Source organism: Pannonibacter sp. (genome assembly GCF_051860505.1).
Lineage (GTDB): Bacteria > Pseudomonadota > Alphaproteobacteria > Rhizobiales > Stappiaceae > Pannonibacter.
On sequence record NZ_JBHYDX010000012.1, the window covers coordinates 73,106 to 87,334 of the forward strand.

The 14,229-nt window shown below is 62.9% G+C and carries 14 protein-coding genes; 8 read left to right on the forward strand and 6 right to left on the reverse strand.

The window, feature by feature from the left end; translation table 11 throughout:
- The first annotated feature begins 121 nt into the window (after positions 1 to 121).
- Together ACTIFE_RS10375 and ACTIFE_RS10380 are read left to right on the forward strand one after the other, a co-directional pair.
- The gene (locus ACTIFE_RS10375) at positions 122 to 1,201 is read left to right on the forward strand and encodes a polysaccharide deacetylase family protein (protein ID WP_439529078.1); all 1,080 of its coding nucleotides are present in this window, start codon (positions 122 to 124) and stop codon (positions 1,199 to 1,201) included.
- The gene (locus ACTIFE_RS10380; RefSeq protein WP_439529079.1) at positions 1,191 to 2,360 is read left to right on the forward strand and encodes a glycosyltransferase family 4 protein; all 1,170 of its coding nucleotides are present in this window, start codon (positions 1,191 to 1,193) and stop codon (positions 2,358 to 2,360) included. The genes ACTIFE_RS10375 and ACTIFE_RS10380 overlap by 11 nt, the downstream gene beginning before the upstream one ends.
- Here the strand turns inward: ACTIFE_RS10380 and ACTIFE_RS10385 are convergent.
- Both ACTIFE_RS10385 and ACTIFE_RS10390 read right to left on the reverse strand, forming a co-directional pair.
- Entirely contained in the window at positions 2,339 to 3,643 is a 1,305-nt protein-coding gene (locus tag ACTIFE_RS10385) for a UDP-phosphate alpha N-acetylglucosaminyltransferase (protein WP_439529080.1), read from the reverse strand. The genes ACTIFE_RS10380 and ACTIFE_RS10385 overlap by 22 nt on opposite strands.
- Before the next feature lie 7 nt (positions 3,644 to 3,650).
- Positions 3,651 to 5,714, reverse strand: a complete 2,064-nt coding sequence (locus ACTIFE_RS10390; protein ID WP_439529081.1) for a GumC family protein — start codon at positions 5,712 to 5,714, stop codon at positions 3,651 to 3,653.
- Between the two features lie 431 nt (positions 5,715 to 6,145).
- On the opposite strand from ACTIFE_RS10390, the gene ACTIFE_RS10395 reads away from it, so the two are divergent.
- The 3 genes from ACTIFE_RS10395 (at position 6,146) to ACTIFE_RS10405 (ending at position 9,180) form a co-directional block, all read left to right on the forward strand.
- The gene (locus ACTIFE_RS10395) at positions 6,146 to 6,859 is read left to right on the forward strand and encodes a WecB/TagA/CpsF family glycosyltransferase (protein ID WP_439529082.1); all 714 of its coding nucleotides are present in this window, start codon (positions 6,146 to 6,148) and stop codon (positions 6,857 to 6,859) included.
- Positions 6,860 to 6,973: 114 nt separating this feature from the next.
- Complete coding sequence (cobA, locus tag ACTIFE_RS10400) at positions 6,974 to 7,843, forward strand: uroporphyrinogen-III C-methyltransferase (RefSeq protein ID WP_439529083.1); 870 nt, start codon at positions 6,974 to 6,976, stop codon at positions 7,841 to 7,843.
- The gene (locus ACTIFE_RS10405) at positions 7,840 to 9,180 is read left to right on the forward strand and encodes a cobyrinate a,c-diamide synthase (RefSeq protein ID WP_439529084.1); all 1,341 of its coding nucleotides are present in this window, start codon (positions 7,840 to 7,842) and stop codon (positions 9,178 to 9,180) included. Before cobA ends, ACTIFE_RS10405 begins: the two co-directional genes overlap by 4 nt.
- 9 nt (positions 9,181 to 9,189) lie before the next feature.
- Here the strand turns inward: ACTIFE_RS10405 and ACTIFE_RS10410 are convergent, their stop codons facing one another.
- Complete coding sequence (locus ACTIFE_RS10410; protein ID WP_439529085.1) at positions 9,190 to 10,230, reverse strand: cobalamin biosynthesis protein; 1,041 nt, start codon at positions 10,228 to 10,230, stop codon at positions 9,190 to 9,192.
- A 93-nt stretch (positions 10,231 to 10,323) separates the two neighbouring features.
- Positions 10,324 to 10,668, reverse strand: coding sequence for a hypothetical protein (locus ACTIFE_RS10415; protein WP_439529086.1), 345 nt, complete (start codon positions 10,666 to 10,668; stop codon positions 10,324 to 10,326).
- A gap of 212 nt (positions 10,669 to 10,880) precedes the next feature.
- Between ACTIFE_RS10415 and ACTIFE_RS10420 the strand changes: the two genes are divergently transcribed.
- Both ACTIFE_RS10420 and ACTIFE_RS10425 read left to right on the forward strand, forming a co-directional pair.
- Positions 10,881 to 11,291, forward strand: coding sequence for a carboxymuconolactone decarboxylase family protein (locus tag ACTIFE_RS10420; protein ID WP_439529087.1), 411 nt, complete (start codon positions 10,881 to 10,883; stop codon positions 11,289 to 11,291).
- Between the two features lie 99 nt (positions 11,292 to 11,390).
- Positions 11,391 to 11,915, forward strand: a complete 525-nt coding sequence (locus ACTIFE_RS10425; RefSeq protein ID WP_439529088.1) for a glycine cleavage system protein R — start codon at positions 11,391 to 11,393, stop codon at positions 11,913 to 11,915.
- Between the two features lie 23 nt (positions 11,916 to 11,938).
- On the opposite strand, the gene ACTIFE_RS10430 is transcribed toward ACTIFE_RS10425, so the two are convergent.
- Entirely contained in the window at positions 11,939 to 12,172 is a 234-nt protein-coding gene (locus ACTIFE_RS10430; RefSeq protein ID WP_439529089.1) for a hypothetical protein, read from the reverse strand.
- Positions 12,173 to 12,305: 133 nt separating this feature from the next.
- On the reverse strand, positions 12,306 to 13,604 hold the full coding sequence (locus ACTIFE_RS10435; RefSeq protein ID WP_439529090.1) for an Hsp70 family protein: 1,299 nt from the start codon (positions 13,602 to 13,604) through the stop codon (positions 12,306 to 12,308).
- Positions 13,605 to 13,848: 244 nt separating this feature from the next.
- On the opposite strand from ACTIFE_RS10435, the gene flgB reads away from it, so the two are divergent.
- Positions 13,849 to 14,229: a flagellar basal body rod protein FlgB gene (flgB, locus tag ACTIFE_RS10440; protein ID WP_439529091.1), complete on the forward strand. Its 381-nt coding sequence runs from the start codon at positions 13,849 to 13,851 to the stop codon at positions 14,227 to 14,229.

Here is a 14,229-nt window from a genome sequence, read left to right on the forward strand (position 1 = left end):
AATTAAGAAATCGAACGAGAGTTTGGGAAGAATATTTAAAACCAATGGATCAATGCTTGCACTCAGATCAAAGGACGTAAGGCTGGCTTTGGCAGCGCTGTCGGCCCGGTAGGAGGACATGATGCGAACCCTCACCCCGAAGGGGACGGCAAAGGCTCGCTTGAAAGCTCTGGCGAAGACCGGCCTGTCGACGCTGCTCGTGTCTTCTGGCGCAGATCGCCTGATCGGCCGTCGGTACGGCGGGCAGGGTGTGATCCTGATGTTTCATGAATTCGTCCGCTCCGCTGAGAATACCCTGGGGCAGGGGTGTCCGGTCGACGACTTTGACGCCATTCTTGCGGCCCTTCGGGCGTCCGGACGTGAATTCGTCGGTGCCGACGAAGCTCTTCGTCGGCTAACAAACCCCAAGGCCCGTCCGTTCGTGGTCCTGACCTTTGACGATGGTTACCGGTCGAATATCGATCTGGCATTGCCGGTCATGGAGCGTTTCGCCGCGCCGGCGACGATTTTCGTTCCGACAGGCATGGTCGACCGGACCATCAATGCCTGGTGGCTCGGGTTGCGCGAGCTCGCCGTAACCTGTGACGTGATCCATATGGAGCCGATGGGGCTCAAGCTTGAGTGCCGTGATCTGCGTTCGAAGCAGGCCGCGCTCGAATCCATGACGGCCTGGGTCTGGCAGGATTTCGCCCGGGCGGACCTGCTCGCGCCGGTCTTTGCCGCCCATGGGGTGTCCATGCCGGATCTCGTTGACCGGCTGGCGCTGGATGAGGCCGGCATACGGGCTGCAGATCGCCATCCTCTGGTCGAGATCGGGGCCCATACCACCACGCATCGCGCCCTGCGGCTGCTGGACGATGCCGAGGTTGAAACGGACATCGGTGACAACAAGCGCTATCTCGAAGCCCTGCTCGGCCGGCCCGTCGACTGGTTCGCCTATCCCTATGGCCCCCCCTCCATCGGCGGCACCAGGGAAGCGAACATCGTGCGAAAGCTGGGTTTCCGGGCAGCTGTCACAACCGATCCCGGCAGTCTGTTCCGGCCGCATCTGGATGCGCCCTATCTTCTGCCACGCCAGAATGGTGAGGTGCCGGCAAGCCCGGTTTCCCATGCTCTGGCCGGCGCCAATGGTGCCTTCCGCGCCCTGTCCACCCGTTTCGGTGCTCCCCATGACTGCCCGGAGATCTCAAATGACCATTGATCGCGCTCTGCTCGATGCAGTCGACCTGGCGCAGCCGCCCTTTGTCGGGCGCACCATCGTGCATGTCGTGCGTCAGTTCTATCCGATGGTCGGCGGTCTTGAGGATTTCGTCCGCAATCTCGTCCGCCGGCAGACCGATCGCTTTGACCGTGTCCGGGTTGTGACATTGGACCGGCTGTTCATCGAGCCGGACAAGCATCTGCCACAGCGGGAAACCCTTGATGGTGTCGAGATTTGCCGCATTCCGTTTCGTGGCTCGCCGCGGTATCCGCTCGCCCCTTCGGTTCTCTCCCAGCTCCAGGGCGCTGACATCATTCACGTTCATGCCGTCGATTTCTTCTTTGACTTCCTGGCGCTCACCTCCCTCGCCCGTCACACCCCGATGGTTGCCACCACCCATGGCGGCTTCTTTCACACGGCCAGTTACCGGCAGCTCAAGTCGCTCTGGTTCAACAGCGTGACCCGGACTTCTGCGAGCCGCTACAAGGGCATGGCCTGTTGCAGCGAGAGCGACTTTGCCCGATTTGCAACGATTGCGCCCACTCGCGTCCGCCTTATCGAGAACGGTGCGGATCTGGAGAAGTTCGGGTCCGCAAGCGCTGAAAACCCAAGCAAGGGTCTCATCACCATCGGTCGGTTCTCGCACAACAAGCGGCTCGACCTGCTGCTCGACATGATGCAGCAACTGGCCCGCCGCGACCCGGACTGGCGTCTGCATATCGCAGGCTCAGCGTCGGACTGGAGCGCGGCCGATATCCGGCAGATGATTGACGCGCGCGGCCTTGGTGCCTCGGTGGCCTTGCATGTCGGCCCGTCAAACACCCAGATCCGCGAGATCATGCAGCAGTGCAGCCTGTTTGTAAGTGCTTCGGAATATGAGGGCTTTGGCATTGCCCTGATTGAGGCCCTGAGTGCCGGCCTGGTACCGATCGTCGAGCCCAACGCGGCCTTTCAGTCTCTGGCGCACAAGCATGACATGGTCGCCCTGGCACGCTTTGCCGACCCGGCGGCAGCGGCGGTGAGCGTCGAGGCTGCCTTTGCCGCCCTGGAGGGTGGAGGTTCCGGGCTGCGCGCGGCTGCGATTGCGTCTTCCGGCCAGCATGGCTGGGCGCAGACGGCTCAGCTCTATGAGGATCTCTACCGGACGGCGCTCGCCTGACGGGCCGCGGCTCGCCATCGCCACGGCTGTGTTTGTCCCTTGCGTCCCCGACCCGGGGCCATGAATGGCTGCGGCCGCACAGAGCCGCCGTTCCGCTGCCAGGCATCGACCGCCCCGGCACAGAGCCAGAGCAGGCCGCCGGTCTTGATCGTTGAAAGCGAATAGGAAACGATCAGCAACAGGCAGATATAGACGACAAGCAGGACCTTGAACTTCCATCCTTCGTCATTGCGCATCGGGGCGTAGATATAGATCGCCCAAAGCCCCATGAGGCCGATGGCGCCGGTCTGGAACAGGGCAAAGGCATAGCCGCTGTCGGACAGATAGGTGGCGTTGGTCGAGATGCCGAGAATGCCGCGCCAGTCGAGTTTCATCAGCAATTGGCCGGAGTAGAGCCAGCGCCCGGTCATGGTGTCGTCCCAGCCGATCCGGTTGGCTGCCGCAGCATAGATCATCAGTGCGATGACAATGGCAATCGGCGCCAGCAGCATCAGGATCCGGGGTGTCGTCCGGTGCAGCGGGGCAACGACAAAGAAGAGCAAGGAGACAAACATGCCAAAGCGCGCATCGCACAGGATGATCAGTGTGAAGGCGATGCCGATCAGCAGGTAGCGATGCTGCATGTCCTTTCGGAAGACGCCCCAGAGCACGAGAAACGCCCCGAAATTGCCCATTGATACCGGCTCAAGGAAAACGGACGAGACCCGGTGAGCGCCAAGGAAGCCAAAGAAGTTCCGGCCCCCGTAGCGCACGCCACTGTGAAAGAGGGCATTGTCCTCGCCAAGGAAGTTCGTGTCAGCGGTGATGGTTCCGCGCGCGACGTAATATTCAAAGATGTTCACATTGGCGAGATAGAAATCGAGCAGCAGGAACTCGAACAGCCCGACAGCCAGAACAAGAAGCGCGGACCACAGGACGATCTGGTCGACTTTCCGGATATCCCTTATCTGGAGCCCGACGAAATAGAAGATGATCGGCACGAGCGCGTCACGCACCGACTTCGGGTCCATCTGTGCCCGGAGCGCCATCAGCATGAACATATAGGCAAGGTAGAGCGTGATCAGGGTGTAAAGACCTGCGCGCCGGGTCATGGCCAGCCCCATGGCCAGCCCGGTCAAGGCCAGTTCGCTCAGCACGACATGGTTCTGGGAAATGCCCATGACCTTGGTGTTGACGAAGGCCAGACCGAGGTTGAACAGCAGGGTGCCGAAAATCACCGCATAGACAAGGACAAGCCAGACCGGTCCCCGGTCCTCAGGCTGGGGAGCGGAGAGCAGTGTCACGCGCGCGTCAGGCGGCCTCAAGAACGACATTGCCAATCACCCGCTCCTGCCAGGGTTGCAGGTAGGCCAACGTGCGGTCGAGATCGGCCATCCGCGTCACGCCGAGCTGGCTGACAAGCACGATCGCGTCGCAGTTCTTCAGCAGGACCGGGAGGATCGGATTGCTTTCGGTGGATCCGCAGTCGATCAGCAGGAAGTCCTGCCCGTCTTCGGTGAACATTGCTGGGCCGGCATACTTGCGCCGATCATCCAGCCGCTCGACGCTGACATAGCGCGACAGTGCATGTGGCTCCGCTTGACCTCGCCTTGAGCGGTCCTCCAGATCCCGTCCGCGATCCTCGTTGTAGCGCCGACCGGTGGTCCGCCGCTGTTCCAGCGCTTTGCTTGCCTTGCTCGGTTGCGGCAGTGCATGGGCGAGCAGGACTTCTTCGTTCATGTCGTAGAGCGACGCGGCGATGCCCCGGGTCACTTCCGTGGTCTCGATGGCGGTCGTGGTCTTCAGCACGAGAATATTGGCAGGCAGATCCTCGCCGAGCGCGTAGCGCAAGGCATAGGCAACACGGCTGAGGCCGAGGTCAGCCGCATCCGACAAAAGCTGCGGCGCGGTGTCCTGTTTGCGGCCGAAGAGACCTGAGCGCCCCTTGCGCAAGTCCTGCAGCGGCAGGTTGGTCAGCACTGGCGCGCCGGTCCAGTCCACCAGTTCCCGCTCCGAGTTGAGGCGCCCGCTGAGGATCTCAAGCCCCACGGTGACGCCTGAAGCAAGTGCAATGCCGAAGATCCCCGCTGCTGCGACCAGGATGAGAGCCGAAGGGCCTCCTGGCGCCAGCGGCGGCTGGGCAGCCGAGAGTATGCGGGAATTGGTTGCCTGCACGTCCTGCTGCTCGGAGAGTTCCTGCGCCCGCTTCATGAACAGCTGATAGACGCCGCGCTTGGTGTCGGCATCCGCTTCCAGCTGGCGCAGCTCGATCTGTGCCTTGTTCTGGTCGGAGTTGGCCACCTTGAGCTGTCCGATCCGGGCTTCCAGTCCGGACAGGTTGGCCTGGGCGCGTTCATAGTCGGAGCGGATGTTGCGCTGGATGCGCGACAATTCGTCCGAAATCAGCCGGCGGGTGTTCTGCAACTGCGCTGCAAGCTCGCGCATCTGCGGATGATTGGCACCGAGCGTGGTTGCCGCGCGGGCTTCTCGCTCGGCGAGCGAGGCATACTGGACCCGCAGCGAACTCAGGACTGTGTTGGCGACATCGACTGGGATGGCCCCGGCCTCGACGTCCGCCGCGCTCAGCCTTCGCACCAGATCGAAGGTATTCTTTGCTTTCTCGAGGTCCACGCGCGCCTGGGTCAGCTGCGTGTTGAGGTCCTGCAACTGCTGGTCCTCGACGAGGCCGCGCTGGGTCGTGGCGATCAAGTCATTGTCTGCGCGGTATTTTTCAACGGCGGCTTCTGCCTGTTCAACCTGCCGGGCCAGTTGTTCGGCCTGGGCCTGCAGTGATTGACTGGTGCGCTGCAGACCTTCCGAGCGCGCCTTTTGCGTCTCATCGAGATAAGCTTGCGCGGTCGCATTGGCGATTTCCGCCGCCCGGATCCGGTTTGGATGGGTCGCAATGATCTGGAACACGAAGGTCCGGTCCACCCGGCTGACCTGCAGCGTCTTCCGCAGGGCCTCGACCAGGCCGGACAGTGCCTCGTCAGTGCCTTTCGGCGGGAACAGGAATGGCAGCAGCCGCTGGCGCAGGCCGGGACCGGAGAAGGCCGGATCGTTCTTCAGGTCCAGTTTCTCGACGACCTGGGTGAGTACAGGGTTGGACATCACGACAAAGGCCTGGCTGTCGACGTCCAGGCTCTCCAGCGGCGATGCCCCGTCGCGGCCGGAAAAGTCCCGCCCCAGGATTTGGGCGCTGGGCGGCTCGACCAGCAACTCCGCCGATGCACTGTACAGCGGCGTCCTGACCAGAGCATAGGCAAGGGCAAGGGCAATGAAAAGCGCTGGCACAAGCACCAGCCATCGCGCCTTTCGGGCCAGAATTGCTGGAATGTCAGAGACTTCGACCATGGTCAGCGACCGCTCACGCAACTGCCCCGGCACCTGTGGCGAGGCCCAAGAAAGGCTAAAACCGGTCGCGTCCGATGCGCGTCCTCTTGCCGTGACAATGGGGAAACATGATTAACAAGTGGCAAATTCAGGGGGCAGCGGCTGGCACATTGAAAAATCTGACAGGACGGTTGCCTTTCCTTCCGCAAATCCTTAAACGAAAGTTAACGTGACTGTTCGAGTTTTAAAAAGTAAGTTGACGCGGCATTTACAGTATAAATCTGAAAAAATCCAATTTAATCCGTTATTCACTGGCTTTGAGGCATCTTGCTGATCCAACGAGAATAATAAATTCAGGTGAGGCGTAGATGTTGATGTCCAGCTTGAATCTGGGTGCTCCAGTAGGGTCCGGGATTACCCGGATCGGTCCGCTCGGAATTCATAAGCTTACCCGCGCTCAAGCTGTCGATATGATGCGCAGTGCTTTGCTTCTGCGCATGAAAATGGATGTCGGCATCTGCAACGCCAACACCGTTCTGCAGGCGATGGACAATCCGGCCTACGCCCGGACCCTGTCCCGCATGACGCTGTTCAATGATGGCATTGGCGTCGACATCGCCAACCGGGCGCTGACGGGTTCATCCTTCCCGGCGAACCTCAATGGCACGGACCTGATCCCGTTCATCCTCCATACCATCGGCTTGCCGCTGCGCATCTATCTGCTTGGTGCAAAGCCCGATCCTGTCGCGCGCGCTGCCGGGCATATCGAGGAAAACTATCCAGGCCACCACATCGCCGGATATCGCGACGGGTATTTCGGGCCAGATGAACTCGATGCCGTGATTGCGGACATCAACGCATCCAAGGCCGATCTGCTGCTGGTGGCCATGGGTAACCCTCGCCAGGAACAGTTCATCGTCGACAACCGGGCTCGGCTCAACCCGACGATCTGCATCGGTGTCGGAGCCTTGTTCGACTTTCTCTCCGGGGATGTCGTCCGGGCGCCAAAGTTCCTGCAGATGGCTGGTCTTGAATGGCTGTTCCGCCTGATGCAGGAGCCGCGCCGTCTCGGCAAGCGTTATACGGTCGGCATCTATCGCTTCCTGGCGGCCGTTTGGCGGTTGCGGGCCGAGGCACGGCGCGCCGCCGAACTGGAAGGCCGTCGTCGCACCCCGCCAATCCTCTGACTGACGGATGCCCTCGCGCTTTGTCGGCTTGCCCCAGCGACCTGTCGCTTTGGGTGAGGCTTCGCGACGCTTCCCCGCTTGGCCCGGCGGTCGGGGGGGGCTAAAACATCAGGCATGAACACTGCCTTGAACGGATTCTCCTTAGCCAACAGCCTGCCGGTCTTTGAGCCGGGCTGGGTCTGGCTGGCCGGCGCTGGACCGGGTGATCCGGGCCTGATCACGTTGCATGCGCTGAATGGCCTGCGTCAGGCCGATGTGGTCGTCTATGACGCCCTGGTCGATGCCAGTATCCTGTCCTTTGCGAAGGACGGCGTCCTGCTCGATTTCGCCGGCAAGCGCGGTGGCAAACCAAGCCCGAAGCAGCGTGACATCACCCTGAAACTGATCGATTATGCCCGCTCCGGCAAACGGGTGCTGCGCCTCAAGGGGGGAGATCCCTTTGTCTTCGGTCGAGGCGGAGAGGAAGCCCTGGCGCTGGCCGGAGCCCATGTTCCGTTCCGGGTCATTCCCGGCATCACCGCCGGTATTGGCGGCCTGGCTTATGCCGGTATTCCGGCGACACATCGTGACACCAATCAGGCAGTGACATTCCTGACCGGTCATGACCAGAGCGGGCTGGCGCCTGACGCCATTAACTGGAAGGGCATTGCTGAAGGCTCTCCGGTCATCATCATGTATATGGCGATGAAGCATCTTTCCCAGATTGCCGGCGAATTGATGGCCTGTGGACGATCCGGTGAAGAACCTGTGGCCATTGTGTGCAATGCGTCGCTGCCCCAGCAAAGCGTCCTGGAGACGAGCCTTGCCTGCTGTGCGGCAGATGCCGCCTCGGCATCGCTCGAGCCGCCGGCGATCGTCTGCGTCGGCGAGGTGGTGCGCTTGCGCGCCGGTCTGGACTGGCTTGGGGCTCTGGCCGGCCGCACGCTGACCGGCGATCCGCTCGGTCTCGGTGATCCGCTGCAAAGCCTGGGTGCTGCGGAATGAGCAGCCTTTCCGAGTTGGACCGGTCAGAAAGTGGCGCACCCGCGCTGATGTTGGCCGCCCCGACCTCCGGTGCCGGCAAGACAACCCTGACCCTCAGCCTGCTGGGAGCATTGCGCGCGGGCGGGCTCAAGGTCCGCGCCGCCAAATGCGGGCCGGATTACATTGATCCGAAGTTTCACGAGGCGGCCAGCGGCGCACCGTCTGTCAATCTCGATCCGTTTGCCATGCCGCCAGCGGTCCTCAAGAGCCTGGCCAGCGCGCAGGCGCGCGGCGCTGATCTTCTGATTGTAGAAGCCGCCATGGGCCTGTTTGACGGCGCCAGTGACGGGGCGTCCAGCGCTGCGGATGTGGCAGCCGCGCTCAATATTCCAGTTGTCCTCGTGGTCGACTGTTCCCGACAGGCGCAGTCCGTTGCAGCGCTCGTGCGCGGGTTCCGCGATCACCGTGCGGACGTTCAGGTTGCGGCGGTGCTTCTGAACCGGGTCGGCAGTGCCCGGCATGGCGAGATGTTGCGTGCAGCCCTTGACCCGCTCGGTCTGCCGGTGCTGGGCTTGCTGCCTCGCCGGGACACTTTAGCCTTGCCGGAGCGCCATCTGGGTCTGGTTCAGGCGGAAGAAAACGCCGATCTCGCCGGCTTTATTGCTGGTGCCGCGAAACTTGCCGCAGAAACAGTCGACCTCAGCGCCCTTGTTGCCCTGGCCCGTCCGATGCGGCCATCCGCTGATCCGGCACCGGTCCTGTTGCCGCCGCCGGGTCAGCGGATTGCCGTTGCCAGGGACGTGGCCTTCACCTTTGCCTATCCGCATGTGCTGGACGGCTGGCGCCGCTCCGGAGCGGAAATCCTGCCGTTTTCGCCGCTTGCGGATGAAGCTGCGAATGCGTCTGCCGATGCTGTCTATCTGCCGGGCGGCTATCCGGAACTGCATGCCGGCCGGCTTTCTTCGAACCAGCGCTATCGCGCCTCGATCCGCGCTGCCGCCTCCCGCAATGTGCCGGTTTTTGGCGAATGCGGTGGCTATATGGTCCTGGGGCAAGGGCTCATTGATGCGGTCGGCGAACGCCATGAGATGCTGGGCCTCCTCCCGCTGGAAACAAGCTTCGCCGCCCGAAGGTTGCATCTGGGGTACCGCCGTCTGACTGCTCTGGCCGACTTGCCGTTCCAGGGACTGGGCACTGGCTCCCGCCTGAAGGGCCATGAGTTCCACTACGCCAGCATCCAGCACGAGGGGCAGGCCGGGCGCCTGTTCGCGGCTACAGACGCCCTTGGGGATCCGCTTGCGGACATGGGGCTGGTTGACGGCGCGGTCATGGGTTCTTTTGCCCATCTGATCGCCTGAGGCTGGGGATCAGATCTCCGGCGCATGGCCGATTGCGACCAGATCCAGCGGGCCGGGGGCGGCTGCCAGAGCCACGGTCGCCCGCTCGCTCTTGCGCTTGTCAAGGATGAGCCCTCCCTGCGGCCCGCTGCCTGCCAGCGCTGCCCCTTCGCTGACGCCGTGACAGCCGGTCTGTGCGAATACCAGGTCCGAGGGATTGGCCAGCCTGGGCGTTTCGCGCTCCAGGTCCTCTGCCGAAAAGACCCGCAAGGGCACGGCGAAATGCTGCGCCAGCGCGATCAGCGCCGGTGCGCCGGCCTTGCGATCAAGGCTTGCGACGGCGGCCAGTGTTCCCGCCGCGATGTCGGCTTCCCGAAGTGCAGCTTCGGCCAGCGCGATCAACTCGTCGGCCCTACATGTTTGGCTGCAACCGGCGCCCAATACGACCCGGCGCGGGTGATAGACAAGACAGGTCGGTGAGCCGGTCAACGGGGCCGTTGTTGCGCAGAGCGTGATATCGGCGCTGTCATCGAATGGCAGGCCCATGGCGACGAGCCAGGGGGCATCGCCCTCGATCCGCACCGGTGCTCCCGCATAAAGCTCAGCCATGACAGGGGCGGCGTCCTGTGGATTGGCCAGGCACCACCCGGCCGGCGGCTGGTCGAGCGCCAGCGCCAGCACCGGATTGCCGGGAGCGGTGATCGCGGCCTGTCCACCCAGAACAGCGGCAAGATGACGGGCAAGCGCGTTGCCGCCGAATGCCGCACCGACGAGAGGCACCACGCTTGTCCCATCCTCCGAGACAGCAACGATGGGCGATGCCCTGCTTCCGGCCTGGAGCAGCGGTGCGATCGCCCGGATCAGCAGTTCTGCCGGACACAATGCGATGATCGGCACCCGGGCCGCAAACAGTCCGCGTATATGGTCGATCGTGTCGCTGAACTGGGTGTCTGCATCCGGAAGCCGCCCGGCCAAGGCCTGCAGGCTGGCCCCTGGAAGCGCGGCTTCAATGCGCCGGGCTGTCGGCAAGGCAGCGGCAGTCATGACGAGGACAACGGGGGAAGCCGTCACGCGCCACATCCCTTCACGTTCCGGATCACGGCAATCGCTTCCGGTCGCGGGGAGATGCGGGAGGAGGCGCACCGTACCATTTGCGGGGGACCATCAACTGTCACCGGACTTTTCTTCCCGAAGCGAGGGCAGGCGTTTGGCCCGGATCGTGAGGTCGCCGGGGCGCGGCGTCTGGCCCGTGCCGCCGGGGGCGGTTATCACATTGGTATGGGACTTCTTGCCCCGTGCCTTGCGCGGCGCCTCGCCATCAGGTGATCCCCCTTGGGACAGGAACCCGCGCGAGCGCAGACCCGGCGTCTGCGGTGCGGACAGGCGCGGCTTTCCGGGCGTCGTCTCGGCAACATCTGTGGCGGGTTCACCAGGCATGTCAGGGCCACCATAGGGCCGCATCTCCTTGCGCCCCGGCGTCACCGTGGTCCGTTGGATCCGCCGTGCCATGTCAGTCTCCTGCGCGTTGCACATCATGCCCGTCCTTGTGCGACATCCGGGCCTGTCCTGCAAGCAAGCGCGGCGAAGGGCGGGGCCGCGTCCCACAGGCATTGCCCACAGACATTGCCTACCGACATTGGTTCGCCAGTGTTGTTCCAATTCCTGCTTCTATCGATAGACTGCCGGATTTGAGCCGGGACGAGATCAAGCAGGGGGAACCCATGGCGACATTGAAACTCATCAGCGATGTGGAAGCCAGTCCACGGGTTGCGGCGGTGTTCGACGATATCCGCAGGACGCGCAACTCGGATTTCATCAATAACTTCTGGCGCGCACTGGCGTTTGATCCGCAAGGGCTGGAGCGCACCTGGGCAGAGGTCAAAGCTGTGATGACGGCGCCCGGCAGCATTGATCCCCTGACGCGCGAAATGATCTACATTGCCGTCTCGATTGCCAATGGCTGCAGTTACTGTGTCCACTCGCACACGGCGGCAGCCCGGGCAAAGGGCATGACGGATGATCAGTATGGCGAGTTGCTTGCGGTGGTCGGGCTGGCGGCCAGGACAAACCATCTCGCCACCGCGCTTCAGGTTCCCGTCGATGCTGCGTTTGTCGCAGAAGCCGCTGGCTAACCTGAAAATAATTGCAAATCCCGGGTGCCCCTGTCGCATTCCGGCGATATGGTTGGTTGAGGCCGCATTGAAGCGGTGTCGCGCAGAAGGAAGTCGTTGATGGGCCGTCACATGGTGTTGACCGCGATCGCTAAGGATCGCCCCGGTCTTGTGGATGCTTTGGCCGATGTCATCTCCGCAGCAGGCGGCAACTGGCTGGAAAGCTCCATGGCCCGGCTTGGCGGCGAGTTCGCCGGCATCGTCAGCTTCGAGGTTCCCGACGACCGTGCGGCCACGCTGGAAAGCGCCCTAGCTGCACTGTCCAGCGAAGGTATTGCCGTGACCTTGCGGACTGGCATGCCGGATGTCGAGGAGCCTGGCCGGACTGTTCGCCTGGACCTCGTCTGCCAGGATCAGCCGGGCATCCTGCGGGCTGTTACCCGGGTGATTGCCGCAGAAAACGTCAGCATCGAGACGCTCGAGACCCTTGTCGGGCCGGGATCGATGTCAGGCGAGATGCTGTTTCGTGCGTCCGCTGACCTGCGTCTGCCTGCCGGCGCCGATGTCGGACGGTTGCATGACGCCATCCAGGCCATCGCGGCCGATCTGATGGCCGACATCGACATGAACGAGGAAGAGGGCTGAGGCTCTCGGACGGCCGCTTGCAATCAGATCGCGATGCTGGGCAGGCGCCCGCCACCGATCTGGATCTCGCCGGTTTCGGGATCGAATGCGAAATGTGAGGCATTGTTGACAAGTTGGGCGATGTGGCCGAAGGCGGTCACGTCGTCAAAGGTCACTCTGTGCTTTTCACGGGTGCGGGCCATGGCAAACTCGATCACGTAGGATCGCTGCTGTGGGTTTATGTAAAACCCGAATCCCAGGATTGCTTCTGCTGCCATGATGCCCTCGCTTCCTGTGAGGAATTTAAACCTGCGCGCGTAAAATCCTTAAGCTTCGCGTCATTCATGTTCAAGTTAATTATGCCGGGCTTTCGTTCTGGAGAGGTTCAGGCATCCGGACGCCTTCGTCGCTTCAGGCGGCGACAGTCCAGTTCTCTGCATCCTCGCGCGCGCCGATAAGGGCCAGGCCCTTGGCGACAGATGACAATTCCTCGCCGCCGCTCAGGCGCTCCGGCCCGAAGCGGCGCGCGAACAGCGCCCGGATTGCCGGCACGAAAGAGGTGCCGCCGGTCAGGAACACCTTGTCCACGTCCATGGGGCCAAGGCCGGCCGCATCCAGGGTTCGCATCAGCGTCTCATCGATTCGCGTCAGGTCATGTTCGATCCAGGTCTCGAAATCGGCCCGGGTCACGCGTTCGGCAAAGTTGGCCCCGATCGGTGCAAAGCGGATCTCGGTTTCCTCGGCAAAGGACAGCCGGGCCTTGGCCTCCGACACGGCCTTGTACAGCGGGTAGCCCTGATCGGTTTCAACCAGATCGATAAACAGTTCGATCTTGTCATCATCGACGCAGGACGACAGCATCTTCTTCAGTTCGCGGTAATCCGCCGAGGCCTTGAACACCGACAGCAAATGCCAGTGGGCGAAGTTCGAGAACAGGTTCGGCGGCACCTCGAGCAGCTTGCCCATGCTGCGATACTGGCTGCCCTTGCCCAGATGCGGCAGGATCACCTTGTCGACGATGCGGTAATCCAGCGTGTTGCCGGCGATGCCGAGACCGCCGTGGCCAAGCGGTTCCGCCGCCAGCCGTCCGCCGTCGCGGGAAAAGCGCATCAGCGAAAAGTCGGTCGTGCCGCCGCCAAAGTCGGCCACCAGCACCGTGGCGGATCCTTCGAGGCGCTGGGCAAACGCAAAGGCCGCTGCCACCGGCTCATAGACGAACAGCACATCGGAAAAGCCGAAGCGGGACAGCGCGTTGCGATAGCGCTGCATGGCCAGCGCCTCGTCCGGCGCCCCGCCGGCGAAGGTCACCGGGCGGCCGATGACAAGCCGCGCAGCACCGGCATCCAGCGGCTCGCTGCGGTGGTCGCCAGCCCGGCGCAGGAAGGTCTCCAGGAGGTCTTCGAAGTCGAACTGCCTGCCGAAGATGCCGGTGCCGCGAAACAGCCGGCTGGCGACAAAGGTCTTCAGCGACTGCAGGAAGCGGCAGTCACCAGTGTGGTCGAGAAATTGCCGGATCGCCCAGGGCCCGACATCGGCCCGAGCCCCTGCGGCTTCCCCGCGCGCCGGTTCGACGAAGGACAGAACGGACGGCAGGCTGTCTACTTCCTCAGGTCCGGCGCCGAAGGCGAGGCTGTCCGCCTGGCCATTGGCATCGACAGCGGTGAGGACTGTGTTGGACGTGCCGAAATCGAGACCAAGAGCCGGGCGCATGGGGGACCTCTGTGAAGACGGGGCAGGGCGGACCTGGGCGATGCCCGGCGGAAAGGCCAGTCCGCAAGGCCAATCCGAAAAGGACGTGCGCAATAACCGATAAGGCTCCCTGGCGCAATCCCTGAGCTATCGCCACCCGAATGACCAGCCCCACCACCAGCCCCATGACCAGCCCCATGACCAGCTTGGTGCAAGCTTGGCGCGTTACGCCTTTTGGCAGAGATCACCGTTTCGGAGAGTAAACGTGGAACCCGTCTACCTCACAAGATTAGCCTCGCAGCACAATGACTGGCTGGCTGTGCGGCAGGCAACGATTGCCCAGAACGTGGCGAACTCCGACACGCCAGGCTACGCCGCCCGCGACATTGAATCCTTCAATGTCGTTTTCAGTGACACGCGTCTGGCCATGACCGCGACACACGGCACCCACATGGGCAGCGCCGCCGAGATCCCCGATCCGGCCGAGGTGGAGAAGGCCGATACCTGGCAGGTCTCGCATTCCGGCAACAGCGTCAGCCTCGAACAGGAGTTGATGAAGGCTGGCGAGGTCGCACGCGACCACGCGCTGACCACCTCCGTCGTCAAATCCTTCCACCGCATGTACCTGGCCAGCCTGAAAGGCTAA